Raw genomic sequence first — 20,754 nt, 5'->3', positions numbered from 1 at the left:
CTGTTAGGGAGAAGAAATGATCCCGCTGAGCAGACGTATCAACGTGGCTCTGGAGAAAACTCTGAGAGGTTGATCCGTTTTTTTGCGATTGGGGTCCAGGGGACTCCGCTAATGCTTGGGTATTTGAGTGGTCCCCAAATCCGTTCGAGGTAGGCGCGGATTTCTGGGGAGTCTTCTGCTGGCGTTGCGGATGCGCGGTAGGCATCTCGTGCTTCCTGCTGCAATACAGCGGAGGGTGTTCCCTCAGTTGCAATCAGTTGCTTCTGCAGGCGGTAGAAACGATTTCCAAGCTTGTGGCTTAGGAGATCGCCTCTTCGAGGTTTGTTCTCGGTGTGTTCGTAGATGACGCCAAGAGCGTGATCACGTCGAACCTTGCAATGAGCAGCTGCCTTTTCTGAATCACTGGCAAATAGAACAGGGCGTTGACCCTTTGGGGTGCGGATTGGCAGTGCAAGCCATTCCTCCAAAGAAGGTTCAAGCCTCGGACGTACGGGTGAATTCAGCAGCTGCAATTCAGGCAACTGTTGTTCTGATGGAAGGTTTTCGACGGAATCGCGGTTCAGGGGCTCTGAGAGGCGCGATGCGTTAATCACACCCTACTGATGCGATCAGACAAGTCAATTAACGCTTGGAAAGTTGTGTGGTCAGCTTTCCCAGAAGCAAGCCATAACCACACTCTGACCACAGAGGCCCTTTTGCCATTCGCTGAGATTCAAGTCGGGGCGACAGGATTCGAACCTGCGACCTAGTGCTCCCAAAGCACCCGCGCTACCAAGCTGCGCCACGCCCCGCCACGCAAGAATCCTAATATCTGGAGTGCTTATCAGTAAAACCTTTGCGACCAATAGGTTGGGCCTTTTTGTAGAAAATTACGCTGAATTCGTCTGTGGCGTGGGCGTCACTCAGCCGATCGGGCTGATTTTCCTCCCTTGATGCTCTGACAATGGCAACGACAACCCCCATAACTTTGGTTGGTGCAGTCGTTTCAGCAAGAGTCGGCAGGGATCACCTACGCCATTTTTTTGATAGTCATGACTTTAAAATCGAGAGATTGTCCATGATCATGATCACCTCATGCTGGTAGAGCTATATCTAAGTGGACTAAAAGTTCAGAAGCTAATGATGGAGACTGGTCGAGCCGAGACAAATTTGTGGTTTGGACAGCACTAATCAGGAACATACTGATGCACCACCCTCCACAAGAATTAATTCGCCGCTTGGAGCGAGTGCTGACTCCAAAAGAAATGGAAGCCTGGCTAGAAGGCTGGCAACAATCATTGGCAGCTGGAGCAGAGCCACCACCGATCCCAACATGGGGGTTGCCATCACCTAGCCCCAATAGGAATATCTAGCTTACAAAGAAGTTGTGATTTTCCTTCTCTATTCTGATTGAATCATTCAATGGTTGTTGGTGTTTTAGCAGCGCTTTGTGGATCTCTTGCTTGGACATTAAGTAGTAGTCTTTGGCGCTCAATCGAAACGTCTTTAACTGCCTGGCAATTAAATGGTCTTAAGATCGTCATTGCCACATTATTTTTGTTCCCTGTACTTCTATTCTTGCCATGGTCTGAGCAGAGCAATGGCTTGATGTTGTTAATGGCCAGTGGCGCATTAGGTATTGCATTGGGAGATAGCTTCTACTTCGCTGCTCTGCGACGACTTGGAACACGAAGAACATTGACGATTGAAGCGCTAGGACCTCTTTTGGCAAGCTTCTACGGAATGACATTTTTGGCTGAGACGATAAATTCGAGGTCTTGGCTTGGAGCAATCCTTGTTGCTGCATCAGTCGTGATTGCAGCCTTTCAGCAACCGCCGGAAAAGGAAGTGGGTTTCAATCGAAAGTTCTCGTCTCAACGATTGGGCCTGCTCTTTGCTCTATCTGGTGTTATTTGCGGCGTTAGTGGTGCCGCACTGTCACGTCAGGTACTCCTTTTAGGACAGATCACACCTTTGCAAAGTGCCGCGATTCGCTTACTAGGTGGATTAGTGCTCATTATTCCTTGGCTACGCAAATGCATTCGACCAATTCCTTATCCACGCCCGTCGCAAATCCGTTGGCCCAGGATTCTGTTTGCGACATTGTTGGGAACCAACCTTGGGATTATTTTGCAACAGCTAGCTCTGCAAAAGCTTCCCTTAGGGATTGGGGTGACATTACTGAGCAGCTCACCTGTAATGGCTTTGCTTCTTTGCCGCTATGAAGGCGATAGACTAAGGCTTGGAGGAATTACTGCATCTTTTATGGCAGTTTTTGGAATTTGGCTTGCAGTAACTAGCTAAACAAAAAACTTTAACTCTATTAAATAGAATCCTTTGAATTTGTCAGCCAACTCAGGCTATCCATGGCATTAACCATAATTCAAGAAGGCGTGGCCATCAAAGATCTCAGAGTTGGCTTTGGCGTCTTAAAGATTGCTAGGTTCTAATCAAAAGGTTAGGCATTAGAAAATCAGACAAGTTGAAGAAGTTGTTCTTCAACTTGTTGATAACACTTGGCGAAGGTCTGATGGGAAGAATTATGTCTTTATTTAAGATTTCGAGCCTCTCCTAATCACTAGGTAGTTAGCAATATCTAGACTCTTGATGTCATAAATGGGCGCATCAGATATTGAGAAGCCTTAATAAAGCAAGGTGTCTCTTGTCGCTTGAAGACAGCCAGAGAATCTAAATTTTCGAATTATCAATCAATGCCCATACTGCCCTTCTAATAGATGCTCACTGTCTTTTCATGACGTTTGGCATCGGCCATAGCTAGGGCAAAAGTAACCTTCAGATGGAAGGTCGACGAATGAACATTACTTTTATATTTACTCTATCGCTGTCGACAAAGAACTACTCAGTTTTGGCTTCAGTTGTGCCCCTTATGGGTCGCACTGACTTCAGAAGGCGCATCGTGACCACCAGCCATTTGCTTAAGGGACTGACTAGCGCAGATCGTGCTTAGGGCAATTACAACCAAGGATCCAGTGCGCAGAACCTCCAGAACGATAGGGAGGTGAGCATTGATTCGGTCTCGAACAGTTGTCATCAGATCATTTGAGAACATCCAATTACAGCAAACAATCAACCAAGAAAAAACCCTTGGTGGAATTCTTGAAGGGAGACGTTGCTTGAACGTCCTGTTTCGCAGGATGGAAGGCACAGGCAAATTCTTCCTTCCAACCCTTAGACAGCTCAGCCATCTGGTCTTGCAATGATCTTGACCAGTCTCACCCCAATGCTGTTTGGCGCTAGAGGCCAGATGAAACAGAGATCCCACAAGCATCAGTTTGTTCGTGAAGATCATTGGAACAACTGTCTACCCTTGCAGTCGACCAAGCTTTGCCTGGTTGAGTTTTTTGAGTCCAGTGAAATTGGTTAAAGCACTGTTCAGCAATAGGTTGGAGTTAGGCCATGGTCAATCACTGCCGAGAGAAGCAAGACCTTGCCTGACCAGCCCAGAGAAGATCGCCAGACAAATTCTTTCTATTTCTGGTTTGACTGCCAAATTTCATAACCTGCAAAGGGCTTTGCTTGTCTCAGCCGATGGTGTTGCTGAAATCGGGCAAACAACGGATCCGTTCTTATCACTTGTGTATCGTCAACCCAGAGGCTCAGCAGGTTGGTTCTAGAAGCATTGCTGCGTAGAGCGGAGCAGAGCAGATCGACTCATATCAGAGAAAGGAAACAACCAGGGCTTTGTAGCAACGTAAGCCATTCACTCCAAGTGGCAGGCAAGGAAACGGCTATACGAATGCTGTCCTCCTTTGTTGTCTTGATGTTGCGATCACGTCAGGTCGCTGCAATAGAGTCTGTAAGGCTTAGCCAAAAATTATCCTTATGGCTCAGGAGGCCCTGATGGACTCTCTCTCTTCTATGGATGTTTTGGGATTAATAGCTGGGACACTAACCACTATTGCATTTGTTCCTCAATTAGTAAAGATTTGGCGCTCTAAATCAGCGAAAGACATCTCTTATGTGATGTTCATTCTTTTTATTGTCGGCATCATCCTATGGGAAATATATGGCTGGGGAATACATTCTATGCCAGTAATCCTATTTAATGTGATCACCTTCATACTAGGGCTGGCTATCCTAATTCTTAAGTTTGTCTTTGACAGGCCGATTGAGGAAGCAACGGAGACATCAAAATAAAATTCGTGAATGACGAGTTCACTGATTAATTGATTTTCATTGTAAATGACAAACCTAATGACAGGTTAATGGCTACAACCTGATCGTAAAAGTGTATAGATTGATTAGCCATATAGCATTAACTGAGCTCAATGCATGATGTAAAGCTGTTCAATTAAAACCAGCCAAGAAGTATTCACCATTGCCTGGGTTTACCTAATCCAAGTCAATCTCTTCGTTTACGGTTCGAAGCCTTTGACTCTACCAATAGTTGTGTGAGCAGAATCACAGCAGATCTTGACTTTGCTCACTGTTGGTTAAGCTTTATTGGCTGAAACTATCAGTATTGAAAGATTTATGCTTTCTCACTGATTCCAGAGCGATGAACACCGTTACTACCAAGCAACTACTAAAAGCACAGATTTTAGAAAGGGTTAAATATCTAACCAATCACGGCCTTCATCATGAAGCCCACTCATTGTTTGCCAAACATTTTAAATGAAACAAGTCTCCGCAAAGATTATCCCATCATTTGATTGCTGAAAAATGCATGGACCATGAAAGGTTCATTTTCTTGACATTGACTTGCCTATTTTTATTGATTGGCTTATAAGGGTGTGATGGATAGAAATGAAATGGCCAATTAATCCATTGTTCTAATAACAAATCGAAATCTAAACTCATGAAAAACCGAAAGACTTCCCCAATTGCCTTGACTAGTTTATCCCTCGCCATGATCCTTAGTGGATGCTTAGGGAGCAATGAGCCTCAGAAATCGGCTAGCGATCAGAACGTTCAAGAGAGAGTGGAGATAGAAAAGGATCAACCACAGGTGAAACAAGAAAGCACCTCAGTAACGAGACAAGCTCGTCAGAGAATTAAAAATGCACTAGCTGTTGAGCCGCATGAGCTTGATGGTGTTGAGGTTGCGCTAATGAGAGTCAAGCGCTCAAGTGGAAACACATTAAATATCTATTGGACATATACCAATAACTCTTCAGAGGAGAAGAAGCTTACCGAGGGATGTTATGGTTGGCTCTGTAAATATAGGGCAGCTTCAGATGCTTATATCATCGACAATATTAATCAGAAAAAGCATCTTGTTGTAAAGGCTGATGGCAAGCCAATAACAAGTAATAAGTCAATGTTAGGTAGGGAAAATACTTTAGAGCCTGGTGCCACTATTAATGTTTGGGCAAAGTTCCCTGCACCTCCAAACGATATTGAAACGATATCTTTATACCTTCCTGGCATCCCTCCAATCGAGGATGTCCAAATCACAGAATAACTCAATGAATAAAACCAACCTTCAACATACAAATAACATAAAATGGGCATTCAATACTCTTCTTTTAGTCTCTTTTCTTCTTCCGCATTATCTCAGGGCTAATCAAGATAATCGTGGCACCGAGCTTATTGATCAGGGGGCAAAGGAGATAGACCTTATTCAACGCCCGATTGAACATAAGTTCTCAATTCTAGATCTTGATTATCAGATCCAGGGTCTTGACTATTCGATGAAGGATCTTACCTATTCGATTAATGATCTCAATATCACTACTAAACAAGAAAATGAGGTTCTTATTGAACTTGCTGCTGATGTCCTCTTTGATTTCGATAAAGCCAACCTCAAGCCATCGGCTGTTGCTTCTCTTGAGACTGTCGCCAAACGCATCCGTGAGACTTCACAGGGAGATGTTCGCGTTGAAGGGCATACTGACTCGAAGGGTTCGAATGAATACAACCAAACGCTTTCTGAGAAGCGTGCAATTTCAGTTCGAGACTGGTTTGTCTCTGATGGCGGCCTAAGCAATGTTCAATTCGTCACCAAGGGCTTTGGGGAATTGAAGCCGGTGGTCTCTAACACAACTGAAAAAGGAGGTGATAATCCAATAGGCCGTCAGCGCAATCGACGGGTGGAGATTATCATTAAGACCGTAGACTAAACTCTAATAATCAGAATTTAAATCTGACTGCAATCAGTCAATCATCTTATTATTTATTTTGCCTTGCAAAGAATATGGCACGAATATGTGTTTTTTAATAGAAATCAACCAGTTTTTTACTTGACGGCCTTGCTGTATTAACCGTCTGAAGAATGTTCATTCAATCAAATCAAACTCTAATTTGTGCATGGCTCAAAGTTTTCATTCAATGCTGGGCCACCATCTGCGGGCTGGATACAGCTCGATTGTTGAGTCTGTGGCTCTTCTTTCTCAGTTCTATACTGTTGATCTTTGCTTCCATTAGAGTTCATTTGCTCACTGATATCAGATAAGAGCATCTGGCCAACAAGCCCTAATTGGCTGCCAATAAATAACGAGATGAAGAAGCTGATCACCAACAAGGGCCAAGGTGCTGATTTGTCGGTCTTGAGTTTGGCCATGTCTAAATTTAGACGCTCAGGGTCTCTAATCAATTGATAGTCATCATCTTTGATACCACTTAACGCAAGCCATTCATTCCCTAGGCTTCCGTTCTCTGCAGCATCCTCGCAGCTAGCCATGGCTTAAAGGAGCGTGATTGCCGCGAGACTACCCAGCTGGGCAGATCATAATCCCACTACAATCCCATGATTTTGTTCAAGATAGCTCTAGGATTATCATGGTTAAAGAACAGAATCTCCTGTCTTTATTTCGTTACTAAAGCTATAGATTCTTTCTATCGACTCCGAATCCTTGGTACAAATGTATTTTCCGATTTTTGCATCGCCTTAGTCTACCTATGAACTGGCCACCCAACAAAGCTTGGACAAGCACAACTTCTCGGCGTGGTTTTCGCCATTTTGTTGCAATCAACTACGGTGGTAAGGGATCAGATCGATGGGTGAATCTCGTTTCTGTGCTTGATGGCCAAGCACGATTACGTGTGTCTTGGCAGGAAATGAAAGACTCCTCCATGTGGAACAGTGGCTGGCAACAGCTCCCTAAGCTTGAGGCCAAAACACTTGATGGTCAGATAGTTAATCAACAAATAGACCAAAATACGCAAGAGGCTTGTCTGCATCCTTCTGAGGATTTTGATAATCGGCCGTGGTTTGATCAAGAAAACAGTTGAGCTGATTAGATGCCTGACTTTTCTTTTTCTATTGATTGATGATTAAATCAAAGACCATTTACTCCCCTTTCTATTTATTAATACCTGCTTATTCCTAGATTTGCTTCTTATCCACTCTTAAGCGCTTACCACTTAGTGCTTACATACTTTATAACTAGAGCTTTGCTGTTCAATGAAAAGCAGCTTAATGGAACACAGCTGGCTTAAGTGTTAGTTCCAGAAATCCCTCGAGCTCTGAAATCGGTAGGATCTGTTTAACTGCCTCCCCGATAGGGATGATTAAACCAGACGCTATCAGCAATGGCATGCGATCAACTCTCATTCCCTTGCCTATCTTCTGAACGCAAAGTAGTTCTGTAACTCCGTCTGAGTTGTTGCGCTCATAGAGCTTGGCATTGTTGATTTGGGCAAGAGCAGATGGAACGAATCCATGTTTTGCTACAACATTTGTAAGTTTCATAATCCTAGCCTCTCTTTGATCAATGGGTCGAGGTCTTTCTTAAGGAAAGCGGCGTAGGCGAGAGCTAGATTTAAATCACCTCGCTGCTCTGCATATTCGATTGCATCGAGCACTGCCAACTTGATCGTGTGGATGTTTGTCAGCCCACGCGTTGCTGAAGTTCTCTTGATTGTGTTGTTCATTTACTGATTGCGATGGAGTTGTTTTAATGCCGGAATTTGTCGGCATCCGAATCATCGAACCTTTGCGCTGCAAAGTGCAACCCCTTGTGTGTAGGGATATCCCTATGCTTCACTTTGGATCCCTTATGGCTATTGTGTCTTGACTGATGCAGCTTCAGGGCAATGCCTGTCAATCTCACCATCACCAGGCGACTGGCTGTCAACCTTCCGCTTTCGCTTGCGGCTGAGGTGGAACGTTTGGCAAGGAATGAGCGTCGTTCTATTGCCTCATGGCTTCGGAACGCTATTGAGGATCAGGTCTTGCTCGAACTCAATCGCGAGCAGCACAGGTCTTGAATCGTCTCAAGCCGTTTTTAATCAAGCTGATCAAGTAACGGGTCAGACCTTCTGCCTATCGTCTCCTCTACAAGACCCTTCGAGCAGACTGGTTTCCTACTCATTCAATGAAGGAAACTCTTGTCGATAACGATCATTTGCGAACGGCTTTTTAGCCCTCTTTTGAGAGCTTGAATGCGAACTCTCTACATCAGTGAACAGTGCAAATCATCATGCTGAGAGAACCAGGAGATGGTCAACCCAGCTCGCATGAAGAACTGGGTTTTGGTTCTGTCGATCATCTGCTTGCCATTTTTAGATTATGCGGCCTTGCTGGAATGATGCAGATCAAGACGCTGCCAGCAACCGCTTTGGAATTTCGGAAGTTGCCAGACTCTCTGGGCTTCCTTTTGTTGACTTCGAATCTGACAGCAATGCTCGCAAAGGCATGGCTCTAGCTCCACCCCAGTTGCCTGTAACAGTGTTGCCATTGTGCTTTGGCAGTTACCCAGGGATAGCAAAGAGGCACGCCATTCGCCAGTCCTCCTTTTTTCTAAGGCCACGAATCAGCCAAGGCTTTGTGCATGCCCTGCAACGATCATGGCCTAAGCGAGCGGCCCAGGCTTGTTACTAGTCAAATCGATAGCCAACAGCCCCATCGGCCTGACCATGCCTTACTGATGCATCCTTTTTCTATTGAGTGAATCAATCACCATGAATCTCTTGGAACCCCAGGATCTGCCAGATCTTCCCAAGCTGAAGTTGGCCGTTGTGGGCCACGTTGAATGGGTGACCTTCCTGTCTACAGATCAATTACCCCAGCCTGGGGTAATCAGCCATGCAGATCATGCTTTTGAAGAGCCCGCTGGCGGTGGAGCTGTCGTCGCGGTGCAATTGGCTCGGCTCGTTAAACAACCCGTTCAATTCATAACAGCTCTAGGTCGAGATTCATACGGTGAAAAGAGTTTTCAAAGACTCCAGCAGCTTGGCTTAAGCCTGACTGTGGCTTGGCGTGATCAACCCACTCGTCGGGCGATCAGCCTTGTTGATTCTCATGGGGAACGGGCAATTACAGTTATTGGCGAGCGTTTACAACCCAGAGCAAAAGATGCGCTGGGCTGGGGAGCCCTTGCTGGTTACGACGGTGTTTTTGTGACCGCTGCAGATGCCCCTGCACTGCATCATTGTCGTCATGCTGGTGTGATGGCAGCTACTCCTCGCGTTCGTCTAGAAACACTTGAGCAGGCGAATATTCAGCTTGATGCGCTGATTGGTAGTGGTCTTGATCCAGGCGAACACGTTCCAGATAAAGCTCTCTTTCCAACTCCCCGGCTGAGAATTGCAACTGAAGGAGCTTTAGGCGGTCAGCTATGGCCTGGGGGACGCTATCAGGCTGTTTCACTGAAGTCTCCAGTCGTGGATGCCTATGGCTGTGGCGATAGCTTTGCCGCTGGGGTAACTGCAGGTTTGGCTGCTGGTTGGACTGATGAACAGGCGATCAGCCTAGGGGCTCACTGCGGTGCAAGCTGTGCAACTCATTTTGGGCCTTACTCCAGTGATGAGTGAGTCTGAGAGTTGGGCGTTGATTCGACCTTCAGACTTGAAGGCAAGCCTGCCAATAGCTTGTCAGTAGCTTGAAGTGAGGGTCAACCTGATTCACTTAGGCAATCGCGATCAGATCTTTATCGGAAAAATAAGAGATAGCGCTCAGCTTGATTCAGAAAGATGACGCTTGATTTGCAGAGGCAATTGGCCGGGAGGGTGATCAGCCTATAAATCCAAGAAATCACAGCTGATTGATGTCCAAGATCTGCGCGGTCCCTGAGCACTTTTTTGCTTGTTAGCAAGACGTCTTATCGGCTTTGATCAATTGAGCATCTACCCATTCGCCCTTTGCATTGTTCTCAACCGATGGGCAGCTCAGCTGCTGGATCAGGACTTTCGAAGATCGAGGCAATCCTTGCGACAAGAAGATCAATGCGTTAGAAGCTTGAGTACTACCGAATTGGAAGACGATCAATGAGATCCTCTCCACACCCTTACGAGCTAACCATTGTTGTTGGCATTGCAATATTGCTCGGAGGGCGCTTTTCAGTTTTTACTTTGCGCCCCGTATTTATTAGCGCAATCGCATTGTTGATCACCTTGACTGCATCGCGCTCCCAACGACGGTTAAAGCCTTCCCGCTCATCGTTAACTCCAATCCGTTCAACGAATGTCAATCGGAATGCACAACCTGCACCTATCCCCGAATGGGGTCCACATGCCCATCAATTGTCCAGCAGTGCACCGACTTCACGGTTGAGGGTGTCGCCGCCTCGCGCCAGGAAAAAGCTTCATCCCCTTTCTTCTGACCTAACCAAGGCTGGCAATCCTGACTAGATCAAAAGAGAGGCAGGCTGTCGCAGATGTTTGTACTTAGATTTTGATTCGCCAAGAAAACTATTGGGTTATTAATCTCTAAACAGAACACCCTTTGATCAAACTCACTGAATCTGATCAATAGATTGATTCTTTCTTGTCATTTTTTATGGATATAATACTGACTACTCGTTAAAGCTCTCGCGTATTCTAGCACTATCATTGACATACATATTTCCAGGATATCAATCTTAAAATGATTAGGCAACTGTCAAGTCTTGTCTATTGCTCGGTTGATATTGTTAGCGTCACTATTTTTCCTCATCTGCAATTCCTTCAACCCAGTGTTGATAAACTTTATTTTTAGTTCCGTCAAACCCCTGCAGCTTTAGCCAATGATTCCAAACCCTGGAGAGCTCAATCGCATCTTCAGGAACTTGTCTTGCGGTCGGCAAGCTTTTTGTAGGTTTTGGTACGAGTAATGTGAGGCTTGGTTCGAGTACATTCCAAGCAGCACCCTTCTGGGCCGAAATGATTACTGCATCAAGATTATCATTTTTGAGTTCCTTGAGTAGCTCGGCCGTTCCTTTCGATGTATTCAAGATAGCGTGCGGAAGCAATCGTTGCACCCAATTGATACTGTACGGGGAATGAGCTTCGAGACCAACTCGAAACCCTTTTATAGCCTTGATCTCTTTCCATCTATATTTACTACTGAATCGACTCCCCTTTAACAGCAATCCTATGCCGTAGCTTTGATTGGTTGAAGTGTACAACACCTCAGCAGACTCCTGAGGTACAATGATATCACTGGATAGTTTTAGGTCACATAATTCATTCTTCAGTGCCTCGAGTCCATTTGGTCTAACCTTATTTGGATTACCCAAGTGATCGATTTGAATAAAGCTAGCTTTCATACCCATATCTTCTGCAAATAAAAGCCCAGTTTCTACATCAGCACCAACTAACTCTTGTTTTGCATTGCGATAAGCCATTGGATAATCCTGCTTATGGATGCAGTAACGGATTGCTCCTCTAGCCTGCATTGACGGCCAGATACCGGCTTCTTCGAGAGGCTTGGGTTGCTTGATTAGCTCTGCTTTCTCTTTGGCCAGAACAAAGCCTTGAGTCTCGAGTTGACTTCGGTATGGATTGCTTGGTTGCGGAATTTGATTGAGGATAAACCGACTCACACTGATGAATATTGGTATGATTAGCATTGAGAGAGCAACTGGTAAAAGTTTCGATAATCTGTATCGAAATCCCTCAAGGCTGATCCATGTCCCAACAAGTACAAGGCTGATCACACTCATGCATGCGAGCAGCGTGCCAAGACGTGCTACAGCCAACTGATCAAGGGCAATGTAGAGATTCACCATGTCTGTAGGCAGGCCCATCTTGCTCAGCAGGAATGTCATCGCAAGCACTCCTTCAAGAAAAGTGCTTGCCAGACCTGTGATGAGGAAGCTGGGCATTTGTTCGACTGTTAACGGATTGCCTGTAAGCCAACCTGCAAAAGGGACGAAAGCAAGCGACAACACTCGGCCCATATCAGGAAAGACCAGCGCAAGAGGAGTCAGCACCTCAACCGGTAATTCGATCGACTGAGCTAACTTTTTACGGCTTTCACGATCTTCTAAGCCAAGGGAACGTTGTCTTGCCATCCCCTCAATCAAGAGCTGTTTGCCTTGATTGATTAGTAATGGAAGTACCACCAGTAAATTTGCTGTTGAGAACGCAATCAAAAGCGGTGTACGGAAAGATTTGATCAGTTCCCCGGCCTTGATAGGGATGACTGCTTGAACGAGGTAGGGAAGGAAGAGAAATGTAAGGACAACTGCAACTCCGCCCTGCAAAACAATGTAGATGGCGAGTCGAGGGATCTCTGATGGTGAAACTTGAGACGTCGTGCTTGCGAGGATCGCAAACACTCCAAGTGGTGTATACCTTGCGATGTATGCAGAGATCTTCAACAGCGCTGATTGAACCCGATCCAACACCTCGATCAAGCCCTGCCTTTTTGGAACTGAAATCAGAGCGATGCCGAGCGCAATAGAAAACAGCACCACTGCTGGAATTTGTGTGTCTGCAAATGCTGCGAATGGATTGACTGGAATAAACAGTTCGATGAGGTTCATCGGCTTAGCAGCCTCTAAGAGGCTTGGCCGGAAGAACGATGCTTCCCGCCAATCTGGAAAGCCAAGGGGAATCAAAAGCACTGCCCCAAGCACGACCACCCAGAACCCCATCAGCACCATCGCTGCTCGGCAGAGCAGCCGACTTGCTTGACCAAGTTCAAGGCGTCCCACTCCAGCCACGAGCGAAATGCTCAAAAACGGCACAACTGGCATCTGGAACAGGCGAAGGAAGCCTTCCCCTATTGGTGCAAGCAGGCTCACAATGGCCACGGGAAGCATCAACCCAGCAATGACCCCTGCCAGCAAACCTTCAAGGATCTGCATCGATAGGCTCTGACGCAGAAAGCGGCTCAGTGGCCAAAGAAGCCATCGCAGTCCGGCAACCATCTCGGCAACTCCATGTCCCGGAGGGCGTTTCACGTCAGAAAAACGATTCCTCACGGTTAGCCATTAAAGGCAAGCACAGAGTTGAGAACCTGTCACTCAAGATTAATGATCAGTTGATCAATGAGTAGTGCTTAAAAATCTCAGAGTTTAAACTTATCAACACAGAAATGTCTTTTTGGCACTAGAAGCCTCAATACTTATGTGTTTATTATAGACACAATCGTGCTTTTCAGCATTGCCTCAATCGTCTTAATTCGCTATTAAAAGCTAAATACCAGAGGAAGCATAGCTTCACGACTGATCTTCTATGCACAAATTTACGATATGGCTTGCTTCTACTTATCGAGGTCTTAAGTGGCAGCGAACCCACTCATATTCTTCCGCATAATTTGCTGACAAATCCTAATTATTCACCGTGACGATAACTCCTTTCTGATGAGTCTATAATAACTCTTCTTTTTGATTGCCGTGCTATTGCCACAATCAATTTAACGGCAATAGTGCGTATTGGCATGCGCCCCAACACTGCGATTAAATACTTGGATATTTAATCAGGGCTTTTATTAGCTTTTAACTGACTTTTAACTGGCTTTTTGTCTGGTGGTGATTTTTTGTCTTCGGTTCTTACCACAGTTGAGAATTAGGCTGATCTGATTAATGATCAACGTCCCCCTACGATCACAGGCGTCCCGCCTCCTTTTGATCCTGGCAAAGCGGGCACAACCTTCGTGCTGCCGTCCCATTTGTCGAGGAACAGTTTAAAAAGCACCTGGTCGTCGAGGGTGCGGTTGAGGGTTTCGTATCGCTGTGCTTCCTGCTCAGCAATTTTAACTTCAGTTTGCGCTCTGAGAAGTTGTTGCTCTGCAATCTGCTTTTGTTCGATAGCGGCTCTGTACTCTTCAGCGATGACAAGGCCAGTGAGATCAAGGCCACGAACTTCTACATAGTCAAACTTATCGAGTTCATCAGCGACAGCCCGTTCCACAAGCTCTGAGATGTCGCTCCACTTGCTGGCAATAGTGACAAGTTCGTATTGGGAGAACACTGATTTAAGTGCCTTGAGCAGGGAGGGTTGAATAATGCGTGGATAGATTTCGCGGTCATTGCTGGCGATTGTGCTGTACACACGCCCGGCTTCATTCGGCCGTACTGCATATTTCACCGTGGCGGTGGCCTCAATGACTTGAAGATCCTTGGTTAGGGACGCGAATTTCTCAGGCCTCACCTGCGTGCGGACATCAAAGGGGGCTACTGCTTGGATGAACGGAATTTTGAGGTTTAGCCCGGGCAGACGAGATCCACCAGTGACTTTGCCCAACGTGGTCACAACTCCAACTTGACCTGCTGGGACGACGAACAAAGCCTGTGTGATCAAGATAAGGCCGGAAAACAAGAGCGCGATCAGAAGTGATGCCGCGCCTCCGGGGGTATTGGGAGTGACGTTACGAAAGGGGGTTTCCATGTCTAGATCTCGATTGCTAAAGCCTATGGAGCTTTCTTGCATTTTGTTGATACTGGGCGCTTCGGTTGAGGACCTCAACACCATTGAGCTCTTTGGCCCTCAGCCAAGCAGTAGATCTAACGAAACTCTGGCGGACTCCTTTAAATACATCGACCCTGCAGCCGCAGGTGACCGAATGCATTCATCTAAGGATGCGTTATCTGGAGGATTACCTTCATTGTCATGGACATTTCAATGATGGTCAGAACTCATCAATTACTCAATGAGTCTTCTCGCGTAGATATGAAATAAGATGTAAATTCATCCACATCAGTTTGGCTATTTAGCCCAAGAGGGTCACCACATTTATCAACAACCATTGATGTAACAAGGGATGCAATTTTGTTTTCGTCTATACTTTCTAGCTGCTTGTCATTGGAGATGACAGCAGTCCATAACGAGGGATTGAATGAGGGTTTGCGATTTTCAGCAATTGCAATTTTAAGAGCACTTTCTTGCGTAAGGCCCATGGCAACTCCATTGCAAAATTTGCCTGCATAGCCTTGTGCGACTTTGAGCTCTAATGGCGTAGGATCTTCTACATCAACAATCTCAGAAGCGAAGACTGCTGCAGGGGAGAATATTGTCAAAACAAGTGCTAGTAAGGCTATTAGAGTCGCTGTTCTCTTCAGCCTGATCATGAAGGTCTTGAGAATTGTCATGGCTATCTATTAGTCTTGTTGATGGTGCCACAGCTGCTGGGCTTGGCTCAATGGCACGTGTAGCTTCCAAGGCGATCAGGCAGTACATGAAGCCTGAATCAATATCAAGTTGATTTAGGTATTTTGATCAAGTTCACAGGAAAGATCGCATTGGGTCAGCGCTGGGTTGGTCAATCGCTCGAGTACTCGTGCCATATCCACCGCAGACAACTCTCCGTTGCTGTTCCACTTGAAGGTGGTTTTGCGTTGGGGAAGGCTTTTGTCGGGTTTTGGTGTTCTGGAGTTTTGGGTGCTCATGATTGGCTCCCTGTATCGGGTGATACATATAAGCCTGAGAAGCACTGCTGAAGCTCAATTCTTACCCAACCTTTACTCAGCTTTTCTTTAGATTTGCCTTCTAGGAGCTCCCTCTGCATGTCTTTGCAGCTGTTTCAGCAGGTTTGGCTTGAGTGCATTGGTTGTCATGGCCTTTGATGACGTTGATGGACGAGGGGGGTTGTTCAGTGCTAGAAGTGGCAGCGATTTTGAAATGGACGTCATGGACGTGGTTATGCCTGCAGTGCTCTTTGCCTCAGCAGTCGGCCCCTCAATCCGTCCCGAGATAGCACTGCTTATCGCTGGAGGACTGTTCCTGCTTGCCACGCAAGTCTTCGTCAAAAAAGAAGGCTGAACCTTCTTTTCATAAGGCGAGCATCTAACTGGGATCAGCCTGAAATGGCCCTCCATGGTTCATGGAGGGAATTGCCATAACGTCTTAAGAATGCTCATGCTCTCTAGAAATAAATACTGTTTTTTTTGCTTATCTCGCTTCAGCACATCTAAATCATTTGGGTCAGGCTCAAATCTTTGCTCCTTTTGATTTCCCTAATTTGGTCTAACCATCAAAGATTTGATTGACTCGGCTTTGTCGGTCTGCATAAATTCTTTTCAACATCAGGGTTTCTTCTCCTCTGTCAACAGCTGGGCTGGTGCGGTGCACAATCCGGTCTGACCTCCGCGAGACCTGGCCATTGCAGGAAGGTAGGTATCTCATTGGCAGTCTTTGGTTCTTGAAAATTCTGATGAGGAGAGGAAGCGGCCGTTTGCTGCCTATGGGCAAGTCTTGGCTTTAACCTCTTTGGTGAGTTTGAGTTTTTACTCTGGTGAGGATTCCGCCAGGCATCTCAACCAGGCGAAGCAGGAATTGCTATCTATTGAAAGAAGAGTGGTGAATGAGTCATGTGTTTAATCGGCTTGCTTGGACTTCTAGCCCCAAGAGTTGTGCTGATTGCACTGTGGTTCTTTTATCAACCATTTATCATGGGCCCATTTGCTGGAGTTTGGATCTGGCCATTGTTAGGGCTATTTTTGCTTCCAACAACGACCCTTGCTTATTGTTGGGCAATCGCACTGGATGGTGGATTCAGCAGCTTTAGTGGATTGTTGATTCTTGCAATGGGCATTCTGTTTGATATTGGTTTCGTTGGCGGTGGAAGAGGAGTGCTGCGTCGTTAATGCGAATGTACCTATTGATTGATAAGGGGGTTGAGGAGTACTTTCTCAATCTCCTTCAGGATCTAAGTTTGCCTAGGTCATAGGCGCTCCAATCAAGATGATTGATTAGCTCGACGATCGCTGATGATTTTGGCGAGCTCCAGAACGTAACCTGCTACTACAAACTTGCCACGATTGTTTCGACTAGAGTCTGGGTCGCTGCGAATCGTTGCTGTTTCAGCCATTATTAGATCAAGTTCACCCTGAGAGAGTTCGTACAACTCTGAGAGGTTCACCTCCCGTCGAAGTAAATCTGACTTGAACCAGCGGTCCTGAGATTCTTGTAGAGGAACACCTGGTTCAGCTGAGTAGCTACCTACAATCGGGCTCAATGGATTGGAAACATAGACATTTCCATTCAGAGTACTTCCCGTCGCAAGTTTCAAGGCGAGCACGAGACTTTCAACTCCCTATTGCAGCAGAACATCCATTCTCCAAGGCATCAAGTCAACGGACAGGGCTATGAGATCAAGATGGTATCTATGCACGTGAGGGGCGAAACTATCTTGATGTTGTCTATGCAAGCGTGATTCAGCACCCTTATGAGGTGATCGTGATCGGCTCTGGTGCTACTGGAGGGGTTGCTGCTCTAACCCTTGCAGAAGCTGGTGTACGTGTGCTCGTGGTAGAAGCTGGGCCAGATTTGTCTGCTCAAAAAGCCCTGGGCTCAGAACCTGGAAACACCCTTAGACGTTTGGATGGTTTATGTAGCGGCAAGCATCGATCTCAGGCTCAACATCCTGGCTATTGGAAAGCGAATCCGTTGCTCTACGCGAATGAAAAGGAGAATCCCTATACCTATCCTTCTGAACACCCCTTCATCTGGACCCAGGGTCGTCAGGTGGGGGGGCGCAGCCTCACTTGGGGTGGAATCACTCTTCGTCTTTCAGATCAGGACTTAAAGGCTTCGCGCAGAGATGGTTATGGGCCTGAATGGCCACTGCAATACAGCGAGTTAGCTCCTCATTATTCCGCCCTAGAAGAGCGATTGAAGGTTCATGGTCATGTGGATGGGTTGGAACAGTTACCGGATGGCAACTACATCGCCCCATTACCGTTCACAGCTAGCGAACAACAGTTCGCTAGCGCCGTTGATACGGAACTTGGTTATCCAGTCATTCATTCACGAGGGTTCGGACCTCACCAGCCTTCAGTTGATGGACCTTGGCCTCGTTCAAGCAGTCCGGGCAGCACCTTACAGATGGCACTTGCCACAGGCAAAGTAGAGATCCTCAGCGACCACAAGGCTGAGCGGTTGCTGATGCATCCAGATCATGCAGCAGCCCGAGGGGTGCTGGTGATTGATCAGCGCAACGGCAACCGACAAGAGCTCCATGGTGAGCTTGTGGTGCTTTGTGCATCGACAATTCAGAGTCTTCGACTCCTGCTGAGTTCCGAAGTGAGCCATCACAGCGCGGGGTTTACTGACCCCTCGGGCAACCTCGGTTGCTATTTGATGGACCACGTCTCCACCTGTCGTTTCTTTGCTCTGCCACGTAGCCAAGTGAAGCAGGTGTCTGAGACTGACTCAACGGCGAATGTGCTTTCTGGAGCTGGCAGTTTTTTTCTTCCTTTCGGTGCTTGCTTAGAGCCTAAAAATCAGTTGAAGTTCTTGCGGGGTTATGGACTCTGGGGAGGGATTGATCGCTTTGAACCCCCAGATTGGTTGAAACGTAAACCAGACACAGCTACAGGTTTCCTGATTGGGCATGGTGAAGTGTTGCCTTCACCTCGCAACAAAGTGACGCTGTCAAGCACTTTGGATCGCTGGGGTGTTCCGGTGCCACATATCGATTGTCGATGGGGGGAGAACGAGCAGGCCATGGTTGATCACATGCAAGGCACGATCAAGGCAGCGATCCAGTCAGCTGGGGGAACAATGTTGCCGCTCAAGGAGCTGATTAATTTGATGTTTCTCGAACCCCTTCTCGATGGTGCGCTAGCTCTCAGTGAAACGTCTCCACCGCCGGGGTATTACATCCATGAAGTTGGCGGTGCTGCGATGGGAGAACGTGAAGATTGCAGTGTTGTGGATCGTTGGAACCGTCTTTGGCGATGTCCAAATGTGCTTGTTGTGGATGGAGCGTGTTGGCCAACATCCGCCTGGCAGAGTCCCACTCTGACAATGATGGCGATTACAAGAAGGGCTTGTCTACAAGCCCTTAAGCCTCGGCGTGGCTGAAAAGGTCATTGAGATACCGCTCAGTAACGGCTCGATCCCCGCAGCCGTTTTGAAAGAGGAAATGGGCGATGGCTGAACTCATCACGCGGTATTGGTCCCAGTTGGGATGTGACCCGATGAATTCCTTCATGCCTCGATAGAGCACTTCTGGAATTTCTGCTTCAAGGCTCACATAGGTGGAAGTGGTCTCAACTGATTGGCAAGCATCATTGATTTCAACGCAGCGCTCGAGGTGATTTCGATCCATAGAACGCCTTCAGCGAGTTTTTTTCTTGACACCAGGAAGCCACACTCTTGGGCTTAGCGTCAATCGTTGCAAGCACTTAGCAAGCTGTCCCGTAGAAAGGCAAGACTCATGTGTTTACAGGCGTTCCGGCTTCATTGGGCTGAGCATGGAGCCGAACGCAGTCAAAGGCTTACTGATGTAACGCAGATCAGTAACAAAGCTGTTAAACCACAGAGTCACCTTCCCATCAAGAGTGTTGCCCAAGAGGCCGTGGAAAACCCTCTTAGAACTGTGGAAAGCAATCGGAGAAAAGCCCCCCCCTGGCGACTGATCAGCCTTACTTATCTAAGTCGAGTCGCGCCTATCGCAAGTGAGAAAGCTGCTGACGATCCTTGCGTTCTATCAGTGATTTTAGGTTTCAGTCTCGCTTGATTTTCTCAGGCTGACTGGACCAAATGGATGCTCAGCATGGGGATAGGGGTAGTGACCATGGCTGTGGTCATGGTCATGGTCATGAGCCTTTTCCTTTAGGGACACTGGTATGCCGTCGGGCTGACAGGCACCAGTGCACTCCTTTTTGCACAGGGTGCAGCTCTCTGTAAGGCCTTCGACGTGATGGTGATGGCTTTCCTGCGCAAGACCAACTTCGTTTTCAAAGCCGAGAAGCTCAGACCTGTATTTACATAGCGAACAGTTCATTGCGGTATCTCCGCCACGCAAGATCTCGTCAATGCGATCCCGAAAGGTCTCGATGACAAGGGGGTGGTCTCCGAGGTATTTGGCCGCAAGAAACTCAATATTGGGATGATCATCTGCAACCCGCTTTGTGTGCTCTCGAATCCGACTCACCAACACCCCTGAGAAGAGGAAGTAAGGAAACACGATGATGCGGCGGAAACCGAGGCGTACTAGGTAACGCAAGCCAGGCTCCACAAGGGGGAAGGTGACGCCGGAATACACGGTTTCACCCCAAGCGAATCCGAAGCCTTCCACCAACATCCTGGTGATTTTGGCCACATTGGAATTGGCATCAGGATCTGAGGAGCCACGACCTACGACCACCAGGAGCGTCTCGCAAAGTGGGACTTCAGGAGCAGATTCAAGCGCCTCTTTCAAGCGGGCGCCGGCCGCACCGATCATTAAGTCGTTAATGCCAAGTTCGCGTCCGTAATCAATGATTAACCCCTTTTCAGCTGCGTAGTTGTTGAGTACGGAGGGGATGTCATTTTTGGCATGGCCTGCGGCAAACAACATCGCCGGGACTGCAAGAACCCTCTTCACGCCTTGTTCAAGTAGCCGATCAAGGCCTTCTCTGAGCACTGGACGGGCAAATTCCAGGTAGCCGTATTCAACGGGAATTGTGGGGAATTTTGGCTTGAGCGCCTTGACTAATTGGGCAAACTCCTCAACGGCTAAGCGATTCCGACTGCCATGCCCACAGATCAGGATGCCGAGATGACCATCTGGATGATCTAAGGATGCAGGATTCACAGTGAGGAGCGACCTAGAAAGACCCTATCTGTTGTCGTGAAGCAAGAGAACCAACGCAAAGTTCGATGTCTTCAATGAGATCTTGACTGAAGCCTGATGAGCAAGGGCTTTCTCCTCAAGACAGAGATAGTTACGCTGATCAA

Annotated in this window: 26 protein-coding genes and 1 tRNA gene; 13 read left to right on the top strand and 14 right to left on the bottom strand. The window is 47.0% G+C overall.

What is annotated here, in order from left to right:
- Positions 1–38 precede the first annotated feature (38 nt).
- Together SIB74_RS04165 and SIB74_RS04160 are read right to left on the bottom strand one after the other, a co-directional pair.
- Positions 39–593, bottom strand: a complete 555-nt coding sequence (locus tag SIB74_RS04165) for a hypothetical protein (protein WP_041374781.1) — start codon at positions 591–593, stop codon at positions 39–41.
- Between the two features lie 124 nt (positions 594–717).
- Positions 718–791 (bottom strand) — tRNA-Pro (locus SIB74_RS04160).
- Positions 792–1,184: 393 nt separating this feature from the next.
- Between SIB74_RS04160 and SIB74_RS04155 the strand changes: the two genes are divergently transcribed.
- Both SIB74_RS04155 and SIB74_RS04150 read left to right on the top strand, forming a co-directional pair.
- The gene (locus SIB74_RS04155; RefSeq protein ID WP_413681778.1) at positions 1,185–1,352 is read left to right on the top strand and encodes a hypothetical protein; all 168 of its coding nucleotides are present in this window, start codon (positions 1,185–1,187) and stop codon (positions 1,350–1,352) included.
- Positions 1,353–1,401: 49 nt separating this feature from the next.
- Entirely contained in the window at positions 1,402–2,283 is an 882-nt protein-coding gene (locus SIB74_RS04150; RefSeq protein WP_063395314.1) for a DMT family transporter, read from the top strand.
- 568 nt (positions 2,284–2,851) lie between these two features.
- Here the strand turns inward: SIB74_RS04150 and SIB74_RS04145 are convergent.
- Entirely contained in the window at positions 2,852–3,031 is a 180-nt protein-coding gene (locus SIB74_RS04145) for a hypothetical protein (protein ID WP_036912139.1), read from the bottom strand.
- Between the two features lie 791 nt (positions 3,032–3,822).
- On the opposite strand from SIB74_RS04145, the gene SIB74_RS04140 reads away from it, so the two are divergent.
- The 3 genes from SIB74_RS04140 to SIB74_RS04130 all read left to right on the top strand — a co-directional run bounded on the left by SIB74_RS04140 (position 3,823) and on the right by SIB74_RS04130 (position 6,062).
- Positions 3,823–4,137 (top strand): SemiSWEET family sugar transporter, encoded by a 315-nt coding sequence (locus tag SIB74_RS04140; RefSeq protein WP_082818447.1) that lies wholly within the window; start codon positions 3,823–3,825, stop codon positions 4,135–4,137.
- 784 nt (positions 4,138–4,921) lie between these two features.
- Positions 4,922–5,404, top strand: coding sequence for a hypothetical protein (locus tag SIB74_RS04135; protein WP_197463260.1), 483 nt, complete (start codon positions 4,922–4,924; stop codon positions 5,402–5,404).
- A complete protein-coding gene (locus SIB74_RS04130) occupies positions 5,385–6,062 on the top strand; it encodes an OmpA family protein (protein WP_413681777.1) in 678 nt (225 codons plus the stop codon). Before SIB74_RS04135 ends, SIB74_RS04130 begins: the two co-directional genes overlap by 20 nt.
- A 176-nt stretch (positions 6,063–6,238) precedes the next feature.
- Here the strand turns inward: SIB74_RS04130 and SIB74_RS04125 are convergent, their stop codons facing one another.
- Positions 6,239–6,502, bottom strand: coding sequence for a hypothetical protein (locus SIB74_RS04125; protein ID WP_231906004.1), 264 nt, complete (start codon positions 6,500–6,502; stop codon positions 6,239–6,241).
- Positions 6,503–6,840: 338 nt separating this feature from the next.
- Between SIB74_RS04125 and SIB74_RS04120 the strand changes: the two genes are divergently transcribed.
- Positions 6,841–7,173, top strand: coding sequence for a TIGR02450 family Trp-rich protein (locus SIB74_RS04120; protein WP_063395316.1), 333 nt, complete (start codon positions 6,841–6,843; stop codon positions 7,171–7,173).
- A 184-nt stretch (positions 7,174–7,357) separates the two neighbouring features.
- Here the strand turns inward: SIB74_RS04120 and SIB74_RS04115 are convergent, their stop codons facing one another.
- Positions 7,358–7,633, bottom strand: a complete 276-nt coding sequence (locus SIB74_RS04115; RefSeq protein ID WP_011130290.1) for a hypothetical protein — start codon at positions 7,631–7,633, stop codon at positions 7,358–7,360.
- Positions 7,630–7,815: a hypothetical protein gene (locus SIB74_RS04110; RefSeq protein ID WP_063395317.1), complete on the bottom strand. Its 186-nt coding sequence runs from the start codon at positions 7,813–7,815 to the stop codon at positions 7,630–7,632. Before SIB74_RS04110 ends, SIB74_RS04115 begins: the two co-directional genes overlap by 4 nt.
- A 162-nt stretch (positions 7,816–7,977) precedes the next feature.
- On the opposite strand from SIB74_RS04110, the gene SIB74_RS04105 reads away from it, so the two are divergent.
- From SIB74_RS04105 to SIB74_RS04095, 3 genes are all read left to right on the top strand, one after another.
- Complete coding sequence (locus SIB74_RS04105; RefSeq protein ID WP_011825888.1) at positions 7,978–8,151, top strand: hypothetical protein; 174 nt, start codon at positions 7,978–7,980, stop codon at positions 8,149–8,151.
- 301 nt (positions 8,152–8,452) lie between these two features.
- A complete protein-coding gene (locus tag SIB74_RS04100) occupies positions 8,453–8,764 on the top strand; it encodes a hypothetical protein (RefSeq protein WP_074159113.1) in 312 nt (103 codons plus the stop codon).
- Positions 8,765–8,844: 80 nt separating this feature from the next.
- On the top strand, positions 8,845–9,696 hold the full coding sequence (locus tag SIB74_RS04095; RefSeq protein ID WP_063395319.1) for a carbohydrate kinase family protein: 852 nt from the start codon (positions 8,845–8,847) through the stop codon (positions 9,694–9,696).
- A gap of 473 nt (positions 9,697–10,169) precedes the next feature.
- Here the strand turns inward: SIB74_RS04095 and SIB74_RS04090 are convergent, their stop codons facing one another.
- The 5 genes from SIB74_RS04090 to SIB74_RS04070 all read right to left on the bottom strand — a co-directional run bounded on the left by SIB74_RS04090 (position 10,170) and on the right by SIB74_RS04070 (position 15,476).
- Complete coding sequence (locus SIB74_RS04090) at positions 10,170–10,352, bottom strand: hypothetical protein (protein ID WP_156486062.1); 183 nt, start codon at positions 10,350–10,352, stop codon at positions 10,170–10,172.
- Positions 10,353–10,802: 450 nt separating this feature from the next.
- The gene (locus SIB74_RS04085; protein WP_231906005.1) at positions 10,803–13,049 is read right to left on the bottom strand and encodes a cation:dicarboxylate symporter family transporter; all 2,247 of its coding nucleotides are present in this window, start codon (positions 13,047–13,049) and stop codon (positions 10,803–10,805) included.
- 628 nt (positions 13,050–13,677) lie between these two features.
- Positions 13,678–14,478 (bottom strand): prohibitin family protein, encoded by an 801-nt coding sequence (locus SIB74_RS04080; protein WP_063395436.1) that lies wholly within the window; start codon positions 14,476–14,478, stop codon positions 13,678–13,680.
- Between the two features lie 251 nt (positions 14,479–14,729).
- Entirely contained in the window at positions 14,730–15,179 is a 450-nt protein-coding gene (locus SIB74_RS04075) for a hypothetical protein (protein ID WP_063395322.1), read from the bottom strand.
- Between the two features lie 114 nt (positions 15,180–15,293).
- Positions 15,294–15,476, bottom strand: coding sequence for a hypothetical protein (locus SIB74_RS04070; protein WP_063395323.1), 183 nt, complete (start codon positions 15,474–15,476; stop codon positions 15,294–15,296).
- A 166-nt stretch (positions 15,477–15,642) separates the two neighbouring features.
- On the opposite strand from SIB74_RS04070, the gene SIB74_RS04065 reads away from it, so the two are divergent.
- Together SIB74_RS04065 and SIB74_RS04060 are read left to right on the top strand one after the other, a co-directional pair.
- Positions 15,643–15,849 carry a hypothetical protein gene (locus SIB74_RS04065; RefSeq protein WP_063398189.1) on the top strand — a complete coding sequence of 69 codons (207 nt, stop codon included), beginning with the start codon at positions 15,643–15,645 and terminating at the stop codon, positions 15,847–15,849.
- Between the two features lie 629 nt (positions 15,850–16,478).
- Positions 16,479–16,673, top strand: coding sequence for a hypothetical protein (locus tag SIB74_RS04060; protein WP_413681776.1), 195 nt, complete (start codon positions 16,479–16,481; stop codon positions 16,671–16,673).
- A gap of 92 nt (positions 16,674–16,765) precedes the next feature.
- On the opposite strand, the gene SIB74_RS04055 is transcribed toward SIB74_RS04060, so the two are convergent.
- A complete protein-coding gene (locus SIB74_RS04055) occupies positions 16,766–17,044 on the bottom strand; it encodes a hypothetical protein (RefSeq protein WP_231906006.1) in 279 nt (92 codons plus the stop codon).
- Positions 17,045–17,238: 194 nt separating this feature from the next.
- Between SIB74_RS04055 and SIB74_RS04050 the strand changes: the two genes are divergently transcribed.
- Positions 17,239–18,894 carry a GMC oxidoreductase gene (locus SIB74_RS04050; protein ID WP_063395326.1) on the top strand — a complete coding sequence of 552 codons (1,656 nt, stop codon included), beginning with the start codon at positions 17,239–17,241 and terminating at the stop codon, positions 18,892–18,894.
- Here SIB74_RS04050 and SIB74_RS04045 read toward each other — a convergent pair.
- Positions 18,875–19,141: a DUF2811 domain-containing protein gene (locus SIB74_RS04045; RefSeq protein ID WP_063395327.1), complete on the bottom strand. Its 267-nt coding sequence runs from the start codon at positions 19,139–19,141 to the stop codon at positions 18,875–18,877. The genes SIB74_RS04050 and SIB74_RS04045 overlap by 20 nt on opposite strands.
- A gap of 108 nt (positions 19,142–19,249) precedes the next feature.
- Here SIB74_RS04045 and SIB74_RS04040 point away from each other — a divergent pair, with 108 nt between their 5' ends.
- Positions 19,250–19,552 carry a hypothetical protein gene (locus tag SIB74_RS04040; RefSeq protein WP_063395328.1) on the top strand — a complete coding sequence of 101 codons (303 nt, stop codon included), beginning with the start codon at positions 19,250–19,252 and terminating at the stop codon, positions 19,550–19,552.
- On the opposite strand, the gene SIB74_RS04035 is transcribed toward SIB74_RS04040, so the two are convergent.
- Entirely contained in the window at positions 19,532–20,611 is a 1,080-nt protein-coding gene (locus SIB74_RS04035; RefSeq protein WP_063395329.1) for a sirohydrochlorin chelatase, read from the bottom strand. The two genes, SIB74_RS04040 and SIB74_RS04035, sit on opposite strands and share 21 nt — an antisense overlap.
- Positions 20,612–20,754 lie beyond the last annotated feature (143 nt).

Origin of the sequence: Prochlorococcus sp. MIT 1306 (assembly GCF_047304515.1) — a bacterium.
GTDB classification, from domain to species: Bacteria; Cyanobacteriota; Cyanobacteriia; order PCC-6307; family Cyanobiaceae; genus Prochlorococcus; species Prochlorococcus marinus_D.
The sequence above is the reverse complement of the archived record's forward strand: the minus strand, read 5'-3'. Positions and strand labels throughout refer to the sequence as shown.

Excerpts from the sequence above, each read along its gene's own strand:
- SIB74_RS04155 (WP_413681778.1), top strand. The coding sequence starts at position 1,185 with ATGCACCACCCTCCACAAGAATTAATTCGCCGCTTGGAGCGAGTGCTG.
- SIB74_RS04115 (WP_011130290.1), bottom strand. The coding sequence starts at position 7,633 with ATGAAACTTACAAATGTTGTAGCAAAACATGGATTCGTTCCATCTGCT.
- SIB74_RS04060 (WP_413681776.1), top strand. The coding sequence starts at position 16,479 with ATGGGCCCATTTGCTGGAGTTTGGATCTGGCCATTGTTAGGGCTATTT.
- SIB74_RS04120 (WP_063395316.1), top strand. The coding sequence starts at position 6,841 with ATGAACTGGCCACCCAACAAAGCTTGGACAAGCACAACTTCTCGGCGT.
- SIB74_RS04110 (WP_063395317.1), bottom strand. The coding sequence starts at position 7,815 with ATGAACAACACAATCAAGAGAACTTCAGCAACGCGTGGGCTGACAAAC.
- SIB74_RS04130 (WP_413681777.1), top strand. The coding sequence starts at position 5,385 with ATGTCCAAATCACAGAATAACTCAATGAATAAAACCAACCTTCAACAT.
- SIB74_RS04105 (WP_011825888.1), top strand. The coding sequence starts at position 7,978 with ATGCCTGTCAATCTCACCATCACCAGGCGACTGGCTGTCAACCTTCCG.
- SIB74_RS04140 (WP_082818447.1), top strand. The coding sequence starts at position 3,823 with ATGGCTCAGGAGGCCCTGATGGACTCTCTCTCTTCTATGGATGTTTTG.
- SIB74_RS04040 (WP_063395328.1), top strand. The coding sequence starts at position 19,250 with ATGTGTTTACAGGCGTTCCGGCTTCATTGGGCTGAGCATGGAGCCGAA.
- SIB74_RS04125 (WP_231906004.1), bottom strand. The coding sequence starts at position 6,502 with ATGGCCAAACTCAAGACCGACAAATCAGCACCTTGGCCCTTGTTGGTG.
- SIB74_RS04100 (WP_074159113.1), top strand. The coding sequence starts at position 8,453 with ATGCGGCCTTGCTGGAATGATGCAGATCAAGACGCTGCCAGCAACCGC.
- SIB74_RS04150 (WP_063395314.1), top strand. The coding sequence starts at position 1,402 with ATGGTTGTTGGTGTTTTAGCAGCGCTTTGTGGATCTCTTGCTTGGACA.
- SIB74_RS04045 (WP_063395327.1), bottom strand. The coding sequence starts at position 19,141 with ATGGATCGAAATCACCTCGAGCGCTGCGTTGAAATCAATGATGCTTGC.
- SIB74_RS04080 (WP_063395436.1), bottom strand. The coding sequence starts at position 14,478 with ATGGAAACCCCCTTTCGTAACGTCACTCCCAATACCCCCGGAGGCGCG.
- SIB74_RS04070 (WP_063395323.1), bottom strand. The coding sequence starts at position 15,476 with ATGAGCACCCAAAACTCCAGAACACCAAAACCCGACAAAAGCCTTCCC.
- SIB74_RS04095 (WP_063395319.1), top strand. The coding sequence starts at position 8,845 with ATGAATCTCTTGGAACCCCAGGATCTGCCAGATCTTCCCAAGCTGAAG.
- SIB74_RS04145 (WP_036912139.1), bottom strand. The coding sequence starts at position 3,031 with ATGACAACTGTTCGAGACCGAATCAATGCTCACCTCCCTATCGTTCTG.
- SIB74_RS04065 (WP_063398189.1), top strand. The coding sequence starts at position 15,643 with ATGGCCTTTGATGACGTTGATGGACGAGGGGGGTTGTTCAGTGCTAGA.
- SIB74_RS04075 (WP_063395322.1), bottom strand. The coding sequence starts at position 15,179 with ATGACAATTCTCAAGACCTTCATGATCAGGCTGAAGAGAACAGCGACT.